Raw genomic sequence first — 23104 nt, forward strand, 5'->3', positions numbered from 1 at the left:
AACGTCTAATTACAACGTGTAATCCGTCAGTAACGTTAAGGAAAATCTCACCTATTAAAATCAAATATAGTCAAACTAATTCAAATATGGAAGTAACAAGTCATTTACAATCGTGTATTTTGTCATTAAACTAATATTAACCATCATTTTGACCAATGATTTTAATGAAATTAGTTGATTGATTTGCAACCTAATCAATATGAAGTTGCAGACAATACCATTTGAGTTATCTGTATGAAGGGGTATTACATGCCTAGAAAAAGGGCAATTAATTACAAATGTTTTAGTTTGTTGGTGCCTGTGTTGCTGATGATTTCGTCGTGTTCAAAACTATACGATTCCACAACAGTCATTCCTCTTGCTCATACATTAGATGTTAATCATCCAGTTCATCTTGCGCTTATCCATATGGATGAAAGGTTGCAGGAGTTATCTTCAGGTGAAATGAAACTCAAAATTTTTCCTTCCGGCCAATTAGGTACAGAGAGAGAAATACTTGAGTTGGTTCAAATTGGAAGTTTGGGCATGACAAAAGTATCGGCCAGTCCTCTCGAAGCATTTGTACCTAAAATGAAGGTTTTTAGCTTACCGTATCTGTTTAATGATAATAAACATTATTGGGATACTTTAAATAGTGAAGTAGGCAAACGTTTATTAAATGAAGGTACAGCGTTCCGCATTAAAGGCCTGGGATATTTTGATGCTGGAAGCAGGAGTTTCTATTCTTCTGATAAATTAATAAAAACGCCAACTGACCTGAATGGTATGAAAATTAGAGTAATGAACAGTCAATCTGCAGTAGATATGGTGAATACGATTGGTGGTTCGGCAACTCCGGTCAGTTTCGGTGAATTATACACCGCGCTTCAACAAGGGGTTGTGGATGGTGCAGAAAATAATCCGCCTAGCTTTTACTTTTCAAAACATTTCGAAGTCAGTAAATACTATTTATTGGACGAACATACCTCCATACCGGATGTAATTATTATTGGTACTCACATTTGGAATAACTTAAATAGCCAACAACAGGGATGGTTGTCCCAAGCAATGAGTGAAGCAACGGATTATCAACGGGTTTTATGGAAGGAATCTACGGAACAATCGTTGAAAGCGGTAAAAGATGCTGGGGTAGAAATTATTGTCGCTGATAAGAAGCCTTTTCAAGAGAGTGTTAAACCCATCTACGATAACTTAAAAGATGTAGAAATAATTAAATTAGTAGATGAAATCAAGTTGATAGGGGAACTGCCATGATGCAAGTAAATTTTGTGCTTGAAAAGCTTGATTATTTACTAAGCAGGTTATTGGCTTTTATTATGGTGATATTGGTTGTCGATGTCGCATGGCAGGTAATTACTCGTTTTATATTGCCAAAACCGAGTTCTTTTACCGAAGAGGTTGCAAGGTTTTTACTTATTTGGCTCAGTTTATTGGGGGCGGCCTATGCCTATAAACTGCACGCGCATTTAGGGCTCGATATTCTGGTTCGCAAGTTATCTGCAAAGAACGCGTTAAGAGTTTTTCGCTTTAACTGTTTTTTGGTGGCTATATTCTCCGTTGTGATCTTAATTTGTGGTGGAAGTCACTTGGTTTGGCTGACTTGGGTGTTAGGTCAGCAATCGCCAGTGTTGAACATGCCAATGGCCTATGTCTACGTCGCAATCCCTCTCAGTGGGCTGATATTTTTTATTTACAGTATCTCTTTTATTTTTGCACCAACTGATACCAAAGTTGATGATGCGCAATAATAATTTGATCGTTTTTAGGGAAAACCAAAGTGATTAGCTTAATTTTATTCTTAGTATTTACGATTCTACTTATTATCAATCTACCGATTGCTCTGGCGATTATTTTTGCGACGCTCGTCACTATGCTGTTTACAATCGATACATTACCCGCCATTACTACAATAGCTCAGCGTTTGGCTGTGGGCATTGACAGTTTTGCATTGCTTGCAATTCCATATTTTATCTTATCCGGATATTTGATGGGGCAGGGGGGGATTGCAGCTAGGTTAGTTAACTTTGCCAAAACCTTAGTAGGTAGATTGCCTGGTGGACTTGCCTATGTAAACGTTATTTCTTGTGCCTTATTTGGTTCTATTTCGGGATCTTCTGTTGCTGCGACTTCAGCCGTAGGAGGTTTTATGATCCCGGCAATGGAAAAGGAGGGCTATAACCGCCCATTTAGTGCTGCCGTCACTGTTACTGCGGCCACCACGGGTATGTTAATCCCGCCAAGTAATATATTGATTATATACTCATTAGCCAGTGGTGGAGTTTCAATTGCTGCTTTGTTCATCGCCGGATATTTACCCGGAATACTTGTCGCCTTATTGCTAATGCTGGCGTGTGCACTCTATGTTAAACGTAACAAAATTAAGCCATTAGAAAAAGAAGCAATTGATCCTTTTTGGCCATCTTTTATGGGGGCATTGCCCAGTTTGTTGCTTGTTTTTGTGATTATTGGTGGAATTATTGGAGGGGTATTTACGCCAACCGAAGCAGGTGTCGTCGCAGTTCTATATTCGTTGATTTTGTCTGTGGTTATTTATCGGGAACTAAAGATAAGTGATTTATATCCTATTTTGATTAAGTCGGTAATTACCACTTCAATTGTCATGCTACTAATTGGCTCATCGTCGGCAATGTCTTGGTTAATGACCTATGAATCCATTCCCCAAAATATAAGCCAATTATTGTTAACTTTGTCAGATAATCCTTTAATCGTTTTGTTGATCATTAACTTAATTCTTCTCGTTATTGGTACTTTTATGGACATGACTCCTGCGGTACTAATATTCACACCTATTTTACTGCCCGTTGTTGAAAACCTCGGGATATCACCATTGCATTTTGGCATTATGATGATATTAAACTTATCAATTGGATTATGCTCTCCGCCGGTGGGTAGTGTTTTATTTATCGGTTGTAGTATTGCCAAAGTGAACATCACCGAAATAATACGGCCTATTATTCCTCTTTATTTGGCTATGATTGCAGCACTTGTGCTTGTGACTATCTTCCCATCCATTAGTGAATTCTTACCTAAACTTCTTGGCCTAATTTAGAACAATCAACTGATTATTTAATCATTGATGGGTAACAGACACTGAATTAATTACATATGAAAGTGCATTAGTTCAGTTTTTCAATCCGCTTCATAAGGGGTTATTTCGCAATGACTTAAGGTTAGGTAACTAAGTTTACGGGTTGGGAAGTTTAAACACATAGGGAAGGTCATAGCGCTTTGTATGTTTGTTTTGGTAACAAACATACAAAGCTAAACATTAGCAGATGATCTTTTACCGAGCCATCCAACCGCCATCGACTAACAGTGTATGACCATTTACGTAATCCGATGCAGACGAGGCTAAAAATATTGCTGCACCTGCTAAATCTTCAGGCTCTCCCCATCGTCCTGCAGGGATCCTAGCTGATATTGCTTCATTACGCTCTTTGTCAGCTCTTAAAGCGGAGGTATTGTCTGTTGCAAAATACCCAGGGGCTATAGCATTCACGTTAAGTCCTTTTGCGGCCCATTCATTTGCCAGCGCTTTAGTCAGTTGCATTACCGCTCCTTTAGAGGCGCTATATGCCGGGACCGTAATGCCGCCAGAAAAACTGAGTAAAGATGCAATATTGATGATTTTTCCACTACCATTTGCCAACATATGTTTGCCTATGCCTCTAGAAAGTCTAAACACACCGTTAATGTTTGCTTCCATTACCAAATCCCAATCCTCATCTGAAAAATCTTCTGCTGGTGCTCGTCTTATCGTGCCAGCATTATTGACTAAAATGTCAACTTTACCAAAAGCAGCGATAGCATCATCTACAAGTTTTTTAACTTGCTCTGGTTTATCTTGTTCACATCCCAATGCAACGACTTTGCAGGTACCTAGCTTTTCGATTTCAGCTAATGTGTCTGCTACATTTTCTTTTTTTGAGGCTACCGCAATAATATCAGCACCGGCTTTTGCTAAGCCAAGTGCAATAGCCTGTCCTAAACCTCTACTAGCTCCAGTAACCAATGCAACCTTGCCGCTTAAATCAAACATATTACTCATCAAACTAACTCCAATTAAAAAATTTCATTCACAGTGAGGTGATCCATGTCGGTAAACTCTTGGTTCTCTCCTCCCATCGACCAACAAAATGTATATGCATTTGTTCCACAACCACTATGAATTGACCAGCTCGGAGATAAAGCTACTTGCTCGTTTCGCATGACCAAAGGACGCACATTATCAGCCTCGCCCATAAAGTGGAAAACGATACTTTCTGGGCTCAGTGTATAGTACATGTAATATTCGCTTCTTCTTCTGTGTGTGTGCGGAGCCATAGTATTCCATACACTACCGGGATCCAGACTCGTAAAGCCCATCACAATTTGGCAAGTGTCAACGTTGTCAGGGCTAATCGCCTGATAAATTGTGCGTTTATTTGATTCTTCGAGAGATCCCATATCGATTTTTTTTGCCATGGACTTGGTAATAAGTTTAGTCGGATAAGCCTTGTGTGCTGGGTAACTGACAATATAGAATTTTGCAGGTTGACTACTATCTTCACTTTCAAACGTGATGTTCTCATTCCCTCGACCAATATATAAACTATCCTCAAATGCTAGTTTATATTCTTTTTCATTGATGATTATTTTTCCTGCACCACCAATATTTAAAACGCCAATCTCTCTTCTTTGTGTGAAGTAGCTGCACGCCAGCTCTTTATGCACAGGGAGCTCTAGCTTCTTGTTAACTGGCACGGCTGATGCCACAACACCTCTGTCAATGTCTGAGTAAGTCATTGGGACTTCATCAATTTTAAATAAGTTGTCGACTAAAAAACTACTTCTTAGTTCACTACTAGTCATCCGTTTATATCTGATATTGTCTGCTGAAACTCTTAAGTCCATATCAACTCCTCGTATATTTAAAGCATTTAAAATAGTGGAAATTCGTGTTGCTCTTTTACAATTAGCTAATATTGGCTAGTCAATATTCAATCTCAAAGTAACACGGTTGCACCTAGGTCAATACTGTTAATATACAGTCATATGTGATTAATTTAAAGCAAAGTGTGTCATTTGAGGTGGTGAGGATATTAAATCCTTGAAAGTGCTACTTAAAGCACTATTGGTGAGAGCTGTTAACTAAGCTTTTGGATGATCAAAACTGTAATCATCAAAACAACGTGTAGAGGATTGGTTTGAACAGTCAAATGCTACTATTTGTTCTTTGGCACAGAAACTGTAATTACTTGAATTTCATGCTTTTCAAATAACTCTAAGAATCGAGGTTCAACGTTGCTATCCGTAATAAGAACATCAACTTTATCAAGAGAACATAAAATCAAAGAACTTCGTTTACCAATCTTAGAACTATCCGCTAAAACAATCAGTTGATCGGCTTGCTTTAATAGCTTCTGTTCTGAAAGCACTAGCATGGGGTCTGTTTCCATCAAGCCAAACTCACCTATAGCAGGCGTACCCATGAACATTTTACTACCGTGATAATTAGAAATTCCATCGTTCTCAAACGAACTTAAAATGATACTTTGTTTTCTATATAACTCACCACCAGGCAGGGTTACTTGGTTGTCAGAATTTTCGGCTAACTCATGAGCTAAAGCAAAAGAGTTCGTCAGAATATTTAAATGGCGCGTAGCAAGCGCATTTTTCATCATGAAGGTGCTACTTCCACCATTAATTATGATCGATTCACCTTCTTCACACAATGATACTGCCTTATCAGCAATAAGCGCTTTAATTTCTTTGTTTTGCTCAGTGTCTGCGAGAAATACAGAGCCCTTAAGGTGCCTACGCTCATGGGAATGTGACGAAACATTATTCGACTGAGCACCACCTCTGATTTTAGTTAATGCTTTTCTTTTTGAAAGTTTGGTTATATCGCGACGGATAGTTGCTTCAGAGGCTTTTAATTTACTAGATAGAACAGGAACAGATGCGTAGCCCATTTCAGCTAGCAATTCAATGAGCAAATGATGTCTTTGTTTTTCAAGCATTTTGTTAACCTTTGTATCTAAATATCCATATGTTAACCTAGTTTGACAGTTAATGACATAAAGTGAAAATATTTTTTATATATGCGAACAAACTTTCTAAAATTATGATAATTATTTGTTTGGTTGCTATTTGTTACTTTTGATATAAGTACGATTTAAACAAATAACCATCATCCGTATTCAAATTTTTGAGAGAATTTAAACAAGCTCTGTTCAAATTCTTTTGTATTTGCTTTGCCTTTACTTATCCTCCTCTTTTTTTTAGTTACATTTTAACCATTCACAGTGACTAGCAAAGACAATGAGCCCAATATATTATCCTTTGATATGGCTGGGGGAGTTTGAGTCTATGCGGGCGCACCTTTGTAATTGAGGTTGTTTATCGATTAGTCGTTTTCTAGATCTGCGCGGGATTACGCTGTTAGCCTGTTTTTTTTCACTTCCTTCAGCTACAAATTTACAATTTAGATAAGGTCAAAATTGCGCATACAATGGCCTGCTGTTTTGGATTAGTTAGAATATCAAATATAAAGCTTCGGTATTAATTTTGGTTAATTACTGCCACCCCAAATGATATTTAGCTTTACATAGCATAAACCGCTTTAATAATTAGTTTTCTATAACATCTGGATGTGATGGGTAGTGAGCAATTCCGATACTTACTTCTGATGTTATCGGAAAGGTTAGAAATTATGATTGACTGATGACATGTACTAACGAGTTGTTTAGCTGAGCTTTGAGCTTTGTTGATGCTAAGTGAGGGGCTCAAAATACAAGTCGAAACTACTTTTAAATCTAATGTATTTATTATGCCTTTAATTTTTTAAAATTATTATTCTCAAAAAAAATCAATTTGTTAAGTGAGTTTACTTACTGAAAAGTTGGTTTTTTGCTGATTGACGTTGACTGCTTCCTATAAATACCTTAACCTAAATGATAATGATTATCAATAAGGTTTGTGGGTATGTATTGTTTTACTTTTTCGTGTTTAGAAATGGCAGTGACAAAACCTTCTGAAGATGCTGAGTTTGAAATTATAAATCGATATGTTCATGCAGGATTGGAAAGGGCGAAAGCAATGTCTGATAGCAAGGAGACTAAAGCTGCGCATTTACGCATTGTTGATACTTTATTAAATGTGGTTTGTGATACTTTGCTAAGCATAGCATGGCGTAAATATTGTTTTCGTATGATCCAACGTCTCAAACCTTTGTTATTCGAATTATTAGAAAAGCAGCAATATCAGCGAAAAATGGCGGATATTTCTACGCTTTATCATTATTTTATTGAGTATACGCACAACACTGACCCAAGCATTTCGAAAGCCAGTGGTTCTCAAATCTTTTCTTTTAATCCATCACGAAAATAAGCAAAATCCAGAGGGGTTTTAGTATGTCAAATTTCCAATTTGTTTGTCCGAGTCACCAAATATGGGTGGAAGATCATCCTAAAGAAGCGTTTCAAAAGGTGAATGAATTAACCGATTACGCGGAGAGTCTATTTCACCGAGGACAATATCAGAACGTGATTCCATTTTTAGGCACAGCCCTAGAAACAACGGAAATTATTTTTGATAGCCGATTAGAGTCTCCACAATTGACTACAAAAATGACCGCTATTGCCATTATGTTAGCTTCTTCATATTCCGCTTTAGGGGAAACCGATAAGGCTTGTGTATTTTTACGTAAAATTCGACAAAAGCTCAATCGAGCAATTGCTTGTGCAGAAGGTTACGGGGCAAAAGTGGCCTTTTTCAAACATTGTGAAACGGCATTATTAGAGGCCAACTCGAACTTAGTCGAGAATCATAGTTATTTTTCAAGTATGTCAGCTTCTCAATTACATTAATTTAATAACCTTTTAGGTTTCAACGTGTTGAAGATAAATAATGTGCTTTCAATGAATTTTGCAGGCACTTTTATTCACTAAAACGCAATTCTTCTATTCTACATAACACTTTGCTTTGTTTAAATTTTATCTAGATTTTCAACTCTAAAGGATATCCTTTTGTCATTGATAGTGACTGCTGCATTATGCTCTGTGGGATTGCTATTCTGACTCATGCGGGTTCTAATACTCGGCTATCGATATTGTACTAAAATTGAATATTCAGTTTAGGTTGAAGTTATATCTAGGACACTTTTTTGAAAACATTTACATGCCAATGTGGTAATACTTTGCATTTCGCGAACGTTCAGTGCGTATCGTGCGGGTTAATGCTAGGTTTTATTCCACAAGACAACAGACTTAGCGCTTTTACAACTAACCAGTATGGTAATTTGCAGGCTTCCAGTAATGGTTTGTTATTTAAAAAGTGTAAAAATTATTCAGAGCACAATGTTTGCAACTGGATGGTTCCCCTTGAAGATTCGCATGATTATTGTGTTTCATGCCGACTTAATGAAGTGATTCCAGATCTGGATGATGTAGAAAATAGAGTGCTATGGGCAAAAATGGAGCTCGCAAAAAGGCGTTTGTTATATACCTTGCTGAAACTTAATTTACCCCTCGTTGATCGTACAAAAGACCCAATAAATGGATTGGGGTTTGCGTTTTTGCGTGATAAAACTCAAGATTCATTTGGCAATGAACTAACCGTAAAGAGTTTTGTTACTACAGGTCATGCCAATGGTTTGATTACGATTAATCTTAATGAAGCCGATGATAGTGCGCGCGTTGATATGCGTGAAAAAATGAATGAACGCTATCGCACTTTGCTTGGTCACTTCCGACATGAATCAGGCCATTATTATTGGGATAGGTTAATATCTGACAGCGATAAAATAGATGAATTTCGAAGATTATTTGGTGATGAACGTCTAGATTACGTGAAGTCGATGGAAACCTATTATGCAAAGGGGCCTAACGAAAACTGGCAAAATGTTTGGATAAGTGCTTATGCAAGTATGCACCCTTGGGAAGATTGGGCTGAAACATGGGCGCACTATTTACATATGCTAGATACGTTAGAAACCGCTAACGATTATGACTTCTCAATTTCTGGCAATAAAATTGCCAGTCCAATTCCAAACATGGATAGCGTGATTGATCAAATTTATACTTCTACCTCATTCACCCATCTTTTCAACGATTGGTGTCAATTGACCAAGGTATTAAACGCCTTGAATAGAAGCATGGGTCTTGATGATGCTTATCCTTTTGTGATTTCCATTTCGGCATTGGATAAATTACGCTTCATCCATGAAGTCGTATTAGATTCTGAGATGACCAGTTTGAGCAAGGGTGCTGCGTAATCAATCGTGGTCTGTCTCTTAGTTGGTTAAAAGCCTAGTTAAACGCAGTTAACCTTCGCTTGAAAGATTAATTGAGCCTTTTGATGGTTATTTTTCCCAGTCGAAGCGAGGAAGATTTTCGAACGCTCTTTTTAAACCTTCATTCCACTGCTTTTGTACTGATCTGTACATGTTACTATTTGTCGTCAATACGTTGTGATAAGGCTCTTCTATCTGGTCTGTTCGATGAATCGCTAATTCAATTGGTGGTCCAACGGATATGTTACTGCGAATCGTTGAATCTAGTGAAACGATAGCGCATCTAGCGGCATCTTCTAATGATGTTGAGGGCGTAATAATACGATCTAATATTGGCTTCCCATATTTATTCTCGCCAATTTGTAAAAAGGGGGTTTCGTCAGATGCCGAAATATAATTGCCTTGGGGATATATCAAAAATATTTCACTCTTTTTACCTTTGATTTGACCACCGAGTAAAAAGCTTGATTCATTACTGGTTTTTGACTTTTCCATGGCATCAGCATGTCGTTTTTGTTCTTGTTGACTTAAATCTCCAATGTACTGAGCTACTTCATGGAGGTAGTTCCCTTGACTGATATCAAAATCAGCGTTGGGATCTGATAAGTCACGTTTTATGGCATTTATTACCGCTTGAGATGTGGCTAAGCTACCTGAAGTTAATAGTACGATTGTTCGATTGTCAGGAAATACGAAGCTGGACATCTTACTGTAAGTGGCAACATAATCGACGCCAGCATTGGTACGGGAGTCCGAGGCGAATACTAAACCTTTATTCAGGGCAATAGCTAAACAGTAAGTCAATTGGCTTCTCTTTGATTTATTTAACGTTAAAACATCTTGTTATTGAGAAAAAACTTGCTCATATAATGCAGCGCAGTTATTTTGAACTGTGGCGAATTTAAAAACAATAAAATTTTAAATTTACACCTGACAAAAGCTTAACTATGTGAGTAAACTAAGATTAAACAACAATAATAAGTAAGTCTGGAGGATCTATGGCGATTAGATGGGGAAACTATGCAATAGGTCAATTTTATGACGAGCTGATTCAGGGGCGATCTAAACCGAGAGAGTATGCGAAAGATTTGTGTGACTACCTCAAGGGGTTGTCTGATAACGAACTAAAAGAATATAAAGCCGCATCCGATTCTGCCATTCAGGTTATGGGCATAACGTTTAGAATCTATAACGATGAAGAGGGTTCCATAGACCGCGCATGGCCTTTCGACATTATACCTCGCCTAATTGAACTCAAAGAATGGCAGCAAATTGAACTAGGCCTTAAACAACGTGTAAAAGCACTGAATATGTTTATTGATGACTTATACAATGATCAAAACATTATCAAAGACGGTGTTTTTCCGGCGAACTTATTAAAAAAATCTAAAAACTTTTTGAAAGATTGTATTGGTGTGAAGCCACCGCAGGGCATTTGGGCGCATATTTGTGGCTCAGACCTGGTGCGAGATCACAACGGAACCGTATATGTGTTAGAAGACAACCTTCGTGTTCCCTCTGGTGTTTCCTATATGTTGGAAAATCGACAAGTTATGAAGCGCGTTTTTCCAGAAATGTTCGAAAAATACAATATTCTTCCCATTGATAATTACCCTTCAGATTTATATGACATGTTGGCCAGTCTGTCACCACGAGATGTGAAAGAGCCGGAAATAGTGGTGTTAACTCCCGGTATATATAATTCAGCCTATTTTGAACATGCTTATTTGGCGCAACAAATGGGTGCTGAATTGGTAACGGGTGATGATTTAGTTGTGAAAGAAGATGATTGCGTCTACATGCGAACCATCAATGGATTAAATCGTGTGGACGTAATATATCGCCGAATTGACGACTGGTATATTGACCCAGAAGTATTCCATCCTGACTCAACGTTAGGTATTCCTGGGATTATGCGAGCTTGGAAAAAAGGCAATGTTGGTTTGGCCAACGCACCGGGTTCAGGGGTCGCTGATGATAAAGTTGTCTACAGTTATGTACCTGAAATTATTAAATATTATCTTAATGAAGACGCTCTGCTACCGAATGTGCCAACCTATCGTTGCGTTAATCCAGAAGAACGTGAATATGTGTTAGAAAATATTGAAAAAATGGTTGTAAAACCGGCCAATGAATCTGGTGGATATGGTATGTTGATTGGTCCACATGCATCTAAACGAGAGCATCAAAAATTCCGACAATTAATCAAAAAAGATCCGCGTAATTATGTAGCTCAGCCAATGCTGTTGTTATCCACTGCGCCTACTTTGATAGATAACAAAGCTGAAGGACGTCATTTAGATTTAAGACCCTTTATATTAAGTGGGCAAGATATCAAAGTAACCATGGGGGGCTTGACCAGAGTCGCCATGATTAAAGGCTCTACTGTGGTGAACTCATCACAAGGTGGTGGTAGTAAAGATACATGGATTGTTGATATGGAGGGCAATTAATATGTTGTCACGTGTCGCGAGTAATTTATGCTGGATGGGGCGTTATCTGGAGCGAGCAGAAAACACCGCACGATTAATTAATGTTAATTTTAACCTACTTTTAGATCTTCCCAAAAGCATTGTTTTAGGCTGGGAACCGCTTGTTGATATTGTCTCGAACCGAGAAGAGTTTTACGCAAAGTACCAAGAAGCGAACGAACGAAACGTTTTGAACTTTATGGTAGGTGATAGCAAAAATTTGGGCTCAATTGTAAACTCGTTAAGTGCCGCCAGAGAGAATGCAAGAACGATTCGTGAAATTATTCCTAGAGAGGCTTGGGAGCAGATTAACGAACTTTACTTGTTCGCCTATGCTAATCGTCAAAAAGCCATAGCTCGACGCTCTCGATATGAGTATTTAACGGAAATAATTGAATCCAATCAAAAGATCACGGGGATTCTTGTTAGTACGATGACACGAGATGAGGCATATCAATTTTTACGTATTGGACGTAATTTGGAGCGAGCTGATATGACCACTCGAATTATTGATGTTCGTTCTGCGTCTTTAGTTCAGGATATGGAAACTGAGCAATCAGCACTGGAGAATTTACAGTGGATGAGTGTATTAAAGTCGCTTACTGCTTATCAAATGTATCGTCGAGAGGTTCGACTCAAAATTCGACGACCTGATGTGCTGAAATTCCTGATGTTGGAAAATCGTTTCCCCAGAGCCTTGATTCATACCTTAAATCAAGTCGAATATTGTTTGCGAGAATTACCTAATTACGAGCAATGTGTGGAGATGATATCCAAGGTTGAAAAGCAATTATTGGAAGCTAATCCGCAATTGTTAATTCAGGATAAATTACATGAATTTATTGATGAAATGCAATTAGGCTTGATTAATGTGTATAACAAAATTGATGAAACTTATTTTTAAGCATTGAAGTTAAAGCACTACTGCATTAGTGATGTTGCAAGGTTAGATTTAAAAACGGCTCAACATTGATAAAATGTTGAGCCGTTTGTCTCGGTAATTTTAATTGGCGGCCTCTTGTATGGCATCACCCGCACTTTCTATATCTTTGCCTGCACCTTCAACAGTTGCACAACCTGTTAGCATCACTAGCATTAACGTCAAGGTAAGAATAATTTTAATTTTTGATTGTAAAGTCATAATGTTGCCTCACTGTGTTTTGATAACAAGTCTATAAATGGGATTTAAAGCACTACGTTATACTGAACTAAGCGAGTTTAATGCCAATTTGTAAGTATTTGAATTTAATGTCATTTACTCAATTTTATTTAGGTTGGGAGAGTTGCTTTTAGCCAAATATTCTTATTCTATGGAATAATTTACACAGGCTTATTATGAAAAATGAGATCGAAATTCAGTCTAAAACGATGATCTGCCAGTAGTTGATTGGGGTAAATTCTTAAAATCGTAATTGGTTGTAGCAGTGATAAATTTTACCCCACCGCCAAGACAGTTCTAAGCTACACAGTTTGGCATGAATATCAGATGGTCGATCATCACTATTCACTGGTAAATCTGCCGATAAATAAGTCACTCTCCAAATCCCGATTTTTGCATCTCGCTGAAATTGAATTTTACCAAGCAACTGATTCTGTTTATAAATAAAGCAAGTGCGTTTTGAGTATCGAATATTATGAGTCATCATAACTGTGATTATATACAGTTGTTTGTGTTGGGCTAGACTTTTTGATTGGTACTATTGCATTTGATAAATAAATTTTGCCAGACTTTCTCGTGTTTATGCCGTGCATTGAGATAATTTTCTGATTCTAATTTTCTTTGTATTAAAAATTTTTTGAAAGGCTCCAATAATACTGGGTTATTACGTAAAGTCTTGAAGTTAGGTTCTAACATGTGGTGAACCTCCGCTAAACGACCTATAACGGGGAGGATATCTGCGATGAAGTTTTGCTCGTAGATTAGCTTCAGATTTGCTATCTGTTCAGCAGAGGAAGCGGATTGACAAGATATCTTAGCAAACTCACTTTGTAATCTATCAGCCAGATTGTTAAGCCAAAAGCTCAGTTGATTTTGTGTATACCAAATTTGTGCAGGCAGTGGTTGTTGTCGTAGCGTATTTAATGCTGCTTCTAATCCATCAATGTCTGTCATCGTAGGGGAGTATAAGTTAACTATTAAACTTAGCGAAGCTTGATATGATCGCAGTTGCTCGTTACTTATTTGTGTAAATAGCGTTGAATTGGTACTCAACGAGCGTCTGATTTCAGCACTGCTAAGGACCATTTGCGCCCACACTTTTGGTAGTGTTTGATATTTGTCCTCAAGCCACTGGGTTAACTGCTGCTGTTGTTGTTCGTCATCAGTTTGCTGAAGACATTCATTAAGCCCTTGAATTAATTTAACTTCGTAAGCGAAGCGTTGGGATGGCAATTGAACCTTACCTAGTGCTGTGTTTCGTTGTGCAATTAAGGTGAATACAGGACAATGCTTCAAAGCATAAAAGTCTCGTAAATTCATTGTCGTCTCAGGAATATCTAATTTCATCTGTTGCGATGATGGATAATGAAGACTAGGGTTTTCAGTGTTTAATAGAATTGAAATGTTGAGCTCTTCGCCAACTTGGTTTTGATATTCAGTAAAACTCGATTGAATCGATGACTGGCCGCATGCATTTACCAAAATGAGGCTACAAAATAGCGGCAGCAAGGGTATTGATGACAAATAAACCACCTTTTGCTGTTTGTTTGTATATTTAAGCCCAGCAAATTTGATGGGCCTCTAAAAAATTAAAACCTCAACCTAATTTAATAATTGAGGTCAATACAACTGCTCATCATCTGAATTGATATTGATTTGAAGTTTGCGATTAAGCTCATCAATATGGAGCTTAACGTGAAACTCGTGACAGCAGTTGGGGCACTCTTCAAAGAAGTCCTGATCACCATTGCTGTAATCTACACTTATATGCAAGTGATGACCGCACTCTGGACAAGCAATAGTTTGTTCAGTTTCAAACACTTCAGTAGTCATTCATTCTCCTATGCGACACTAGGGTTCGCGATACTTCGACCTCCGTCAACTGCCAATATCTGGCCTGTAATATAAGGAGCCGAAATTAGAAATGCGATTGCTTCAGAAATGTCTTTTTCACAACCTAAACGGCCTAATGGGATCTGAGACAGTATCGCATTTTTTTCGTTTTCTGGGAGGGCCGTGTCCGGCCACAAAATTGCCCCAGGGGCTACACCGTTAATACGAACATCAGGTGCTAATTCTTGTGCAAGTGATTGGGTTAGCGTCACCAAAGCCGCTTTCGCCATGCAGTATATAGTATGGCCTGACAATGGACGTTGTGCATGAATATCCACCATATTGATCACAACACCTTGATTTTGTGCAAGTTGTTTTTGTAATTTTTGAATTAGGAATAGCGGGGCTTGAGCGTTACTGCCCATTAGAGCTTGCCAATCTTGTGCTACAAAGTCTCCTAGGGGAGTAGGGTAGAAGGCGGATGCGTTGTTAATCAACACATCAATGCGACCAAAAGCGTCGACAGCTGACTGGGCAATTTTGTTTAACGCTTCCAGTTCACACAAATTACCTTGTACCCATTTTACTGAATCTGCTCGTTTGCTATTCAATTGCTTGGACAATGCTTCAACTTGTTCCACAGAATGATGGCAATGCAGCACAATTCGATAGCCTAAATTATGCAGAAATTTAGCCGTGTAAGCCCCAAGACGTTTGGCACTGCCAGTGATAAATACTACTTTGTTTTCCATGATACCTAGTTTAATCGTTTATGAAGATAACAAAGACTAGCTGGGATAGATTTTTGACACAAGTCCGGTTTTAGTTCTGAGTTTAAGCAAGTCCTTCATCCTTGCATATTCCTAAGCAGTGATTTTGCGGTTTGCAAATAATTTCCCCCAAACAACAATGCATGGTTGAGAATATGATACAACTGGTAAACCTGCTTTCTGTAAGCATAATGCTCCGTAAGCGGCCAAATCGAGTTATAGCCTTGATAAAAGGTAACTGGAAATTTATTAAATAATTCTGTCATCGCAATATCTGTCTCCCTATCGCCAAAATAGAACGCTGGGTCAAATACCACCGGTGAATCATGCTGGAAGCCTGTGTTACCAATCCACAGGTCGCCGTGTAGCATAGAGGCTGGAGGATTATGCCCGTGTAACAATTTTTCGACAGATTCAACCACATCATCGATGGCTGCAATGTGATGACCGTTTTCTGCTAAAAGTTGAAGCATATAACCGATACGTTGTTCGGCAAAAAATTGCGCCCACTTTTTCGACCAACGATTCGGTTGAGGAGTTAAACCTATAAAGTTATCTTCCTGCCAACCATACATTTTTTGTGTTTGAGTTTGATGCATGGTGGCTAATTTTGAACCTAAATCGAACCAGTTTTTTTCATTGCCTGCGACTAACCGAAGATACTCTAAAACCAGATAACTTTTATTTTCACAAACACCAAAACAGATGACTTTCGGCACCTTAATAATATTGGCTTGTGCAAGGTGCTCTAGCCCTTCAGCTTCGGCACTGAAATTCGATATTTTGTCCTCATCATTGAGCTTAACAAAAAAACGTTTGTGTCCATCTGTAATGCGGTAAGCGCTATGAGAGTCTCCTTCAGTGATCTCTCGGATATCGTCACAAATAAATTCTTGATTTAATATTTGACTAATTTGATCGCTAACAAAATGCCACATAAGTTTGACTTAATTTAGCTATAAAACCTGAGTATGGATCACTTGCAAATAATTGAAGGTATTTTTCATTATTAAAAAGTACACGTTATAACTTTTTGTAATGTTAAAACCTTGTAGGCGCACCGAATATTTCCCCCAGATTATGAAAAGTTTTAAACATCGAAGATACAACTAACTTATTTGCTAGCCAGATAGGGAGATTTCCAGAGGGTTCACCATATCCGATGTATTCAATTTGCATAGTATTTTTTGATGTTGCGGTTATTCGCCAATTACCGCGCACATTTTGTATCCGAACAAGTGTGTTGTTGGGCGGATAATATTCAGAGTAGTCTTGTACTTGAATCCTTATTGTGTGAGTTGCTGAATCAATTTCGGTAAATGACTTGGTTATCATTTCACGGTCTTTGGCTGGCCAAGGTGCGTTGAAAGTCGTTTTGACGATTTTCTCTACAGGCGAGGGGGAGGCAAGAAGTTCGACTTTTTCGCAATTATCAATCCAGCTAGCGGCGATTGCGGTATTATCCAGAAGTGTTAAAAAATCTTCGGGCACGCCCTTGACTGTAATCGTTGCTTTGAGCCAAACGTAACCGCTGACATCTTCAACAGTGTGAATCTTGATATGCTCTGTTTGTTTTGCTAACAACCAATTTTCCCTTGATGGCTTGGCAAAGGTTTGAACATGCAGCAACAATGATAAACACAGTAATGCGTATTTTATACATGCATTATATGTCCGTACTGATTGCATCGGCAGTAACATTTTAGGTATCATGTGTTCCTTCTCCCTGATCGTAGCAGGGTTGATTTTTTATTAACTTATTCATTTTTCGGTTTAAGTTGTTTAAACACCCTCCGCTGGGTGTTTTTTATTGTTTATACACTTAGAACCGAAAAATAACTTTATAATTCACACGTGGCGCTTGGTAGGTGTCACCACTGTGTAAAGGATTATTCAATGCTAACAATTACTCTTCCTGATGGCAGTCAACGCCAGTTCGAAAATTCCGTTTCTGTATTAGATGTAGCCAATGATATTGGACCAGGGCTAGCGAAAGCTACTATTGCTGGAAAAATAAATGGCGAGCTGGTGGACGCCGTCGACATGATCACTGAAGATGCCAGTCTACAGATTATTACTGCCAGAGACGAAGAGGGATTAGAAATCATCCGTCACTCTTGTGCACATTTGATTGGTCACGCCATCAAACAGCTCTATCCTGACGTCAAAATGGCCATAGGTCCAACAATCGATAACGGTTTTTATTACGATATCGACATGGAACATTCATTAAATGATGACGATCTAGTCAAGCTGGAAAAGCGTATGTTAGAGCTGGCGAAAACCAGTTATGACGTGGTTAAGAAGAAAGTAAGTTGGCAGCAAGCAAGAGATACCTTTGAAGCTCGTGGTGAGACTTATAAAATAGAAATCTTGGATGAAAACATCAGCAAAGATGACAGTCCAGGACTATACCATCACGAAGAATATGTCGATATGTGTCGCGGTCCTCATGTACCTAACATGCGTTTTTGTCAACATTTCAAGTTAATGAAAGTGGCTGGAGCTTATTGGCGTGGTAATAGTGACAATAAAATGTTGCAGCGCATTTATGGCACAGCTTGGGCTGATAAAAAACAACTGAAAGCTTACCTCAATCGTTTAGAAGAAGCTGAAAAGCGTGATCACCGTAAAATTGGTAAAGCATTAGATTTGTTCCATTGGCAAGAAGAAGCGCCTGGAATGGTGTTCTGGCACAACGATGGTTGGAGTATTTACACTGAGCTAGAAAAATATATTCGCATAAAACAACGTGAATATGGTTTTGGTGAAGTAAAAGGCCCACTGATGATGGACCGCGTTTTGTGGGAAAAATCTGGTCATTGGGAAAAATACTCTGAGCATATGTTTACCACAGAGTCTGAGAAGCGTGAATATGCTATCAAGCCGATGAACTGCCCGGGACACGTACAAATATTTAATCAAGGTTTGAAATCATACCGTGACCTACCTTTGCGTATGGCTGAATTTGGTTGTTGTCACCGTAACGAACCATCTGGTGCTTTACACGGCCTGATGCGCGTACGTGGATTCACCCAAGATGACGCACATATTTTCTGCACCGAAGATCAGATACAGGCCGAAGTGGCAAGTTGTATTGATATGATTTACGAAGTTTACAAAGTCTTTGGCTTTGATAAAATTGTAGTGAAATTATCCACACGTCCTGAAAAACGCGTGGGCTCAGACGAAGTTTGGGATAAAGCCGAACAAAAGCTTGCCGATGCATTGACCTCAAAGAATATCGATTTTCAGTATTTACCAGGTGAAGGTGCTTTTTACGGCCCCAAAATTGAATTTACCTTACATGATTGCTTAGACCGTGCTTGGCAATGTGGTACCGTGCAACTTGATTTCTCAATGCCTGGTCGTTTAGGTGCTACTTATGTTGCCGAAGATGGGGAACGTAAAGTGCCTGTCATGATTCACCGTGCAACATTAGGTTCACTTGAACGTTTTATCGGTATTTTGACTGAAGAGTATGCTGGCTTGTATCCGACTTGGTTAGCTCCAACTCAGGTTGTGGTGATGAATATCACCGATAAACAGGGTGAATATGCTGCAAATGTAGCGAAAAAATTACAACAAAATGGAATTAGATCGAAGTCGGACTTGAGAAATGAGAAGATAGGCTTTAAAATCCGCGAGCACACTCTTAGACGTGTTCCATTTTTATTAGTCGTAGGCGACAAAGAAATGGAAGCAAACGAAGTAGCGGTGCGCTCTCGCAAGGGTGATGACCTCGGTAAATTCTCAATAGAAGGGTTTATGGAGTTGATTAATCAACAGGTCACATCTAAGCAATTAGATTAATTTCGTGGAGGAACGACATATTAAAGGCGCTAATAATAAGGCTCAAGGCGATAAAGCCAACATCAATGAAGAAATCACAGCGACAGAAGTTCGCTTAATTGGTAAAGAAGGTGAACAGCTAGGGATAGTATCTCTAGGAGAAGCTCAAACTCTCGCCGACCAAGCTAGTTTGGATCTAGTAGAGATAAGTCCGAACGCTGAGCCGCCTGTATGTAAGGTAATGGATTACGGAAAGTTCCTTTTCGAGAAGAGTAAAGCTCAAAAAGAGCAGAAGAAAAAACAAAAGCAAATTCAGGTCAAGGAGATTAAATTTCGCCCTGGCACTGATGAAGGCGACTACCAGGTAAAACTGCGCAACCTGCGTCGCTTTCTAGAAGGAGGTGATAAGGCCAAGGTAACGATTCGTTTTCGCGGACGTGAAATGGCCCACCAAGAGATCGGCATTGAACAACTAAAACGCGTGCGCGCGGATTTAGAAGACATTGCTAATTGCGAATCTTTCCCTCATAGAGTGGAAGGTCGTCAAATGATCATGGTGCTCGCCCCAATTAAGAAGTAGTAAAGGTTTACAAGTAACTAAGGACCGTAAAATCGGATCTGCACCTTAAGTTCACCTTGCTGCTATGTTGAAACAACGACCCCAGAGTAGTCATGCAATGCATGTCCTCAAGTGTGGTCTTAACAATGCGGAGTTTTAGCAATGCCTAAAATGAAATCCAATAGTGGAGCAGCCAAGCGTTTTAAAAAAACCGCTTCAGGTCGTTTCAAAAGTAAGCAGTCTCACTTGCGTCACATTTTGACCAAGAAGAGCTCTAAGCGTAAACGTCACTTGCGTGGCAAGAAATTAGCCCATTCAGCTGACACTGCGTTGATTCAACGCATGTTACCTTACGTTTAAAGCACAGGAGACTAAAAAATGGCAAGAGTAAAACGTGGTGTAGTTGCCCGTGCCCGTCATAAGAAGGTACTAAAGCAAGCCAAAGGTTATTACGGAGCTCGTAGTCGAGTTTATCGCGTTGCTGTCCAGGCAGTAACAAAAGCAGGTCAATATGCATACCGTGACCGTCGTCAGCGTAAGCGTCAATTCCGTCAATTATGGATTGCACGTATTAATGCTGCGGCACGTCAAAATGGCATGTCTTACAGCCGTTTCATTAACGGTCTGAAGAAAGCGTCTGTCGAAATCGATCGTAAGATCCTTGCTGACATCGCTGTGCATGATAAAGGCGCATTTACTGCATTGGTTGATGCAGCAAAAGGCGCATTGGCTTAATTTTTAACAATTAAGTTTAAGTTCTTTCGGGAAAAGGCGAACCAGGATGGTTCGCCTTTTTTCGTTTTGGCTGAATATAAATTGTACTGATTATTCGGGTTAATAATTAGATATGCACTTTATCGCTTAAAAAATCTCAAAGCAGGCTATTCAAACCTTGCCTTTTACTAGTACTTTATAAGATAATAAATGAAAATAATTCTCATTTGTGGTCAGTAAGTCATGTTGCAAAATACAGTGTGGGAACTTCCTACTAAAAAAAACGCCGAAATCGTTGGATTACAAAGTGGTCTTTCGGTTGCTATGAGTAATAGGCTTAAAGAAATGGGCTTTTGTGACGGTGAGATAATCGTATGTTTAAAGCAATGTCCATTTAACGGTCCAAAAGTTGTGGAATTGGGTGGTGCAATCTTGTCAATTGATAAAGAAATAGCGCAAAATATTAAAATTAAAATATAGCTCAATTTCGTCTAACTCGTTAGCTCGTTATTTTCTACTTTACTAAATTCTCACTAAACAGGTACCCGTAGTGTCTTCAACTGTTTCAGATAATATTAATAATGCTCAACAGAAAGTTGTTTTAATTGGACGACCAAATAGCGGTAAAAGCTTACTGTTCAACCAATTAACGGGATTGCAGCAAAAAGTGGCTAACTTTCCTGGCGTCACAGTAGAGCTGAAATCAGGTAAGATGAAAGATCTAACGATTGTAGATTTCCCTGGAACTTATTCACTACATAGTTTCTCTCAAGACGAGCAAGTGGCAGTAGATGCGATTTATAAAGCTCTCGATAGCGATGAAACTAGTTTAATTGTGTGTGTCTTAGATGCCTCTAGACTAGAGCGCAGCTTGGTATTTGGACTGCAAATTCAAGCTTTAGCAAAAAAGCACAACAAAGGTTTTGTATTTGTCATCAACATGATCGACGACGCATTGCGTTTTGGACATGAAATCGATGTGCAAGGTCTATCAACAGAGCTAGGCTCACCGGTTTTTGCATTATCTGCGAAAACATTGATTGGACTGTCTGAGTTTCAACAAGCGTTACCTGAACTAGTTGAAAAACACCAGAGCACGATACCGAAAATAGTAAATGATAATCATGATGACGTTATCAAGCGAAGCCGTCAGCTAGCTTATAAGTTCGGCATGAATGCCAACGTAGTGCTGAAACAACAGAACCAGATAGATCAATTTCTATTACATAATTGGTTAGGCGGTGTTGCTTTCATGGCAATTATGTTTTTGTTATTCCAAAGTATCTTTACTTGGGCAACACCACTTATGGACGCGGTTGAAAGTGGTATAGGAATCCTTGCCAGTTTTGTCAGTGAGATGCTGCCTGAAGGTATTTTTAATGACTTCTTAAATGACGCTATATTTGGTGGGGTAGGCTCTTTCTTAGTTTTTGTTCCACAAATTATGGTGTTAACCTTTATTATTGGGTTGTTAGAAGACAGTGGATATTTAGCCCGTGCGGCATTGATTTGTCATAAACCCTTAAGCTTCTTTGGTTTATCAGGTCGAAGTTTTATTCCTTACTTATCGGGACATGCCTGTGCCATCCCTGCAATAATGGCCGCTCGAACAATTGAGTCACCACGTAAGCGTCTAATTACGATGATGACCATTCCTTTAATGTCCTGTTCAGCTCGTTTGCCCGTGTATGCTTTATTAATCGCAGTATTTATCCCGCAAGTCCAATATCTTGGCGGATTGGTAAATACTCAAGGGATGGTGTTCTTTGGTCTTTACATGACTGGCATAGTGACGGCATTAATCGTAAGTTTTGTGATGGATAAAATGCATTTCGCCGACAGTGATAAAAGCGAAATGCCTTTTATCTTGGAGTTACCAAGTTATCGTTTGCCGCACTGGAAACCACTGATGTATCGCGTGCTAAATAGCGCTAAGTATTTTATTCGACGCGCAGCACCCGTGATTTTCATGGTTTCGGTGGGGATTTGGATTTTGGGGTATTTCCCTATTCATGAGGGCGGTTTAGAAAATTCATACTTAGGCCATATAGGTCATTTTATTGAGCCTTTATTTGAACCTCTTGGTATCGATTGGCGATATGGCGTGGCTATTTTGATGTCATTTCTTGCCCGTGAAGTATTTGTTGGTACCTTAGGAACATTGTTTGGTATTGAAGGGGCAGATGAGAATATTGCTGGCTTAGCTGCCAACATCCAAAACGATGGGCTAACCTTTGCCGCAGGCATGGGGCTGTTAATGTTTTACGTTATTGCACTGCAATGTGTTGCCACTGTTGCAACTATTAAAGCCGAAACTGGCAGTCAAAAGATCGCTTGGGGTTTAGTTGTGGGTTATGGAGCCCTCGCATATTTGATGGCGTTTATCGTATATAACATTTTCTAAAACTGTAAATTTACATTACCTCACAAAGTGACGCTTATTTAGTGAATCTTTGTGGGGTTTAGAAGTTAAAAAAGAGTCTGATCACCAGTCACTTATTAGTAACATTT

General features: G+C 38.9%; 24 protein-coding genes. 14 read left to right on the plus strand and 10 right to left on the minus strand.

Going from position 1 to position 23104, the window contains the following annotated elements:
- Positions 1–249: 249 nt before the first annotated feature.
- The 3 genes from VUI23_RS08990 to VUI23_RS09000 are packed head-to-tail and all read left to right on the plus strand — an operon-like array spanning position 250 to position 3070.
- Positions 250–1254: a TRAP transporter substrate-binding protein gene (locus VUI23_RS08990; protein ID WP_342807928.1), complete on the plus strand. Its 1005-nt coding sequence runs from the start codon at positions 250–252 to the stop codon at positions 1252–1254.
- Positions 1251–1748: a TRAP transporter small permease gene (locus tag VUI23_RS08995; protein ID WP_342807930.1), complete on the plus strand. Its 498-nt coding sequence runs from the start codon at positions 1251–1253 to the stop codon at positions 1746–1748. Before VUI23_RS08990 ends, VUI23_RS08995 begins: the two co-directional genes overlap by 4 nt.
- 29 nt (positions 1749–1777) lie before the next feature.
- Positions 1778–3070 carry a TRAP transporter large permease gene (locus tag VUI23_RS09000; RefSeq protein ID WP_342807932.1) on the plus strand — a complete coding sequence of 431 codons (1293 nt, stop codon included), beginning with the start codon at positions 1778–1780 and terminating at the stop codon, positions 3068–3070.
- A gap of 234 nt (positions 3071–3304) precedes the next feature.
- Here VUI23_RS09000 and kduD read toward each other — a convergent pair whose 3' ends face one another.
- The 3 genes from kduD to VUI23_RS09015 form a co-directional block, all read right to left on the minus strand.
- Positions 3305–4069: a 2-dehydro-3-deoxy-D-gluconate 5-dehydrogenase KduD gene (gene kduD / locus VUI23_RS09005; RefSeq protein ID WP_342807934.1), complete on the minus strand. Its 765-nt coding sequence runs from the start codon at positions 4067–4069 to the stop codon at positions 3305–3307.
- A 14-nt stretch (positions 4070–4083) separates the two neighbouring features.
- The gene (kduI, locus tag VUI23_RS09010) at positions 4084–4914 is read right to left on the minus strand and encodes a 5-dehydro-4-deoxy-D-glucuronate isomerase (protein ID WP_342807936.1); all 831 of its coding nucleotides are present in this window, start codon (positions 4912–4914) and stop codon (positions 4084–4086) included.
- A 311-nt stretch (positions 4915–5225) separates the two neighbouring features.
- Positions 5226–6023, minus strand: coding sequence for a DeoR/GlpR family DNA-binding transcription regulator (locus tag VUI23_RS09015; protein WP_342807938.1), 798 nt, complete (start codon positions 6021–6023; stop codon positions 5226–5228).
- 964 nt (positions 6024–6987) lie between these two features.
- Here VUI23_RS09015 and VUI23_RS09020 point away from each other — a divergent pair.
- The 3 genes from VUI23_RS09020 (at position 6988) to VUI23_RS09030 (ending at position 9277) form a co-directional block, all read left to right on the plus strand.
- Positions 6988–7392, plus strand: coding sequence for a hypothetical protein (locus VUI23_RS09020; protein WP_342807940.1), 405 nt, complete (start codon positions 6988–6990; stop codon positions 7390–7392).
- Positions 7393–7415: 23 nt separating this feature from the next.
- Entirely contained in the window at positions 7416–7871 is a 456-nt protein-coding gene (locus VUI23_RS09025; protein WP_216047312.1) for a hypothetical protein, read from the plus strand.
- Positions 7872–8167: 296 nt separating this feature from the next.
- Positions 8168–9277 (plus strand): putative zinc-binding metallopeptidase, encoded by a 1110-nt coding sequence (locus VUI23_RS09030; RefSeq protein ID WP_216047311.1) that lies wholly within the window; start codon positions 8168–8170, stop codon positions 9275–9277.
- Between the two features lie 87 nt (positions 9278–9364).
- On the opposite strand, the gene VUI23_RS09035 is transcribed toward VUI23_RS09030, so the two are convergent.
- Positions 9365–10099: a peptidase gene (locus tag VUI23_RS09035; RefSeq protein ID WP_216047310.1), complete on the minus strand. Its 735-nt coding sequence runs from the start codon at positions 10097–10099 to the stop codon at positions 9365–9367.
- A gap of 194 nt (positions 10100–10293) precedes the next feature.
- On the opposite strand from VUI23_RS09035, the gene VUI23_RS09040 reads away from it, so the two are divergent.
- Positions 10294–11748, plus strand: coding sequence for a circularly permuted type 2 ATP-grasp protein (locus VUI23_RS09040; protein WP_216047309.1), 1455 nt, complete (start codon positions 10294–10296; stop codon positions 11746–11748).
- Between the two features lies 1 nt (position 11749).
- Positions 11750–12670 carry an alpha-E domain-containing protein gene (locus VUI23_RS09045; RefSeq protein WP_342807942.1) on the plus strand — a complete coding sequence of 307 codons (921 nt, stop codon included), beginning with the start codon at positions 11750–11752 and terminating at the stop codon, positions 12668–12670.
- A gap of 99 nt (positions 12671–12769) precedes the next feature.
- Here VUI23_RS09045 and VUI23_RS09050 read toward each other — a convergent pair whose 3' ends face one another.
- From VUI23_RS09050 to VUI23_RS09075, 6 genes are all read right to left on the minus strand, one after another.
- Positions 12770–12907: an entericidin A/B family lipoprotein gene (locus VUI23_RS09050; protein WP_216047307.1), complete on the minus strand. Its 138-nt coding sequence runs from the start codon at positions 12905–12907 to the stop codon at positions 12770–12772.
- A 537-nt stretch (positions 12908–13444) separates the two neighbouring features.
- Complete coding sequence (locus tag VUI23_RS09055) at positions 13445–14449, minus strand: DUF3080 family protein (protein ID WP_342807944.1); 1005 nt, start codon at positions 14447–14449, stop codon at positions 13445–13447.
- Between the two features lie 96 nt (positions 14450–14545).
- Positions 14546–14758 (minus strand): CPXCG motif-containing cysteine-rich protein, encoded by a 213-nt coding sequence (locus VUI23_RS09060; RefSeq protein ID WP_216047305.1) that lies wholly within the window; start codon positions 14756–14758, stop codon positions 14546–14548.
- 8 nt (positions 14759–14766) lie between these two features.
- Positions 14767–15510 carry a pteridine reductase gene (locus tag VUI23_RS09065; protein ID WP_342807946.1) on the minus strand — a complete coding sequence of 248 codons (744 nt, stop codon included), beginning with the start codon at positions 15508–15510 and terminating at the stop codon, positions 14767–14769.
- Positions 15511–15605: 95 nt separating this feature from the next.
- Positions 15606–16466: a fructosamine kinase family protein gene (locus VUI23_RS09070; RefSeq protein ID WP_216047303.1), complete on the minus strand. Its 861-nt coding sequence runs from the start codon at positions 16464–16466 to the stop codon at positions 15606–15608.
- Between the two features lie 103 nt (positions 16467–16569).
- Entirely contained in the window at positions 16570–17241 is a 672-nt protein-coding gene (locus VUI23_RS09075) for an START domain-containing protein (RefSeq protein ID WP_216047302.1), read from the minus strand.
- Positions 17242–17424: 183 nt separating this feature from the next.
- Between VUI23_RS09075 and thrS the strand changes: the two genes are divergently transcribed.
- The 6 genes from thrS to VUI23_RS09105 all read left to right on the plus strand — a co-directional run bounded on the left by thrS (position 17425) and on the right by VUI23_RS09105 (position 22997).
- Positions 17425–19341, plus strand: a complete 1917-nt coding sequence (gene thrS, locus VUI23_RS09080; RefSeq protein ID WP_216047301.1) for a threonine--tRNA ligase — start codon at positions 17425–17427, stop codon at positions 19339–19341.
- Positions 19342–19345: 4 nt separating this feature from the next.
- The gene (gene infC, locus VUI23_RS09085) at positions 19346–19900 is read left to right on the plus strand and encodes a translation initiation factor IF-3 (protein WP_216047300.1); all 555 of its coding nucleotides are present in this window, start codon (positions 19346–19348) and stop codon (positions 19898–19900) included.
- A gap of 141 nt (positions 19901–20041) precedes the next feature.
- Positions 20042–20239, plus strand: coding sequence for a 50S ribosomal protein L35 (gene rpmI / locus VUI23_RS09090; protein ID WP_216047299.1), 198 nt, complete (start codon positions 20042–20044; stop codon positions 20237–20239).
- Between the two features lie 18 nt (positions 20240–20257).
- A complete protein-coding gene (gene rplT / locus VUI23_RS09095) occupies positions 20258–20614 on the plus strand; it encodes a 50S ribosomal protein L20 (protein WP_216047298.1) in 357 nt (118 codons plus the stop codon).
- Between the two features lie 222 nt (positions 20615–20836).
- Positions 20837–21073: a FeoA family protein gene (locus VUI23_RS09100; RefSeq protein ID WP_342807948.1), complete on the plus strand. Its 237-nt coding sequence runs from the start codon at positions 20837–20839 to the stop codon at positions 21071–21073.
- 70 nt (positions 21074–21143) lie between these two features.
- Positions 21144–22997: a ferrous iron transporter B gene (locus tag VUI23_RS09105; protein WP_216047296.1), complete on the plus strand. Its 1854-nt coding sequence runs from the start codon at positions 21144–21146 to the stop codon at positions 22995–22997.
- The last annotated feature ends 107 nt before the right edge of the window (positions 22998–23104 follow it).

It is taken from the genome of Alteromonas sp. M12 (assembly GCF_037478005.1).
Lineage (GTDB): Bacteria > Pseudomonadota > Gammaproteobacteria > Enterobacterales > Alteromonadaceae > Aliiglaciecola > Aliiglaciecola lipolytica_A.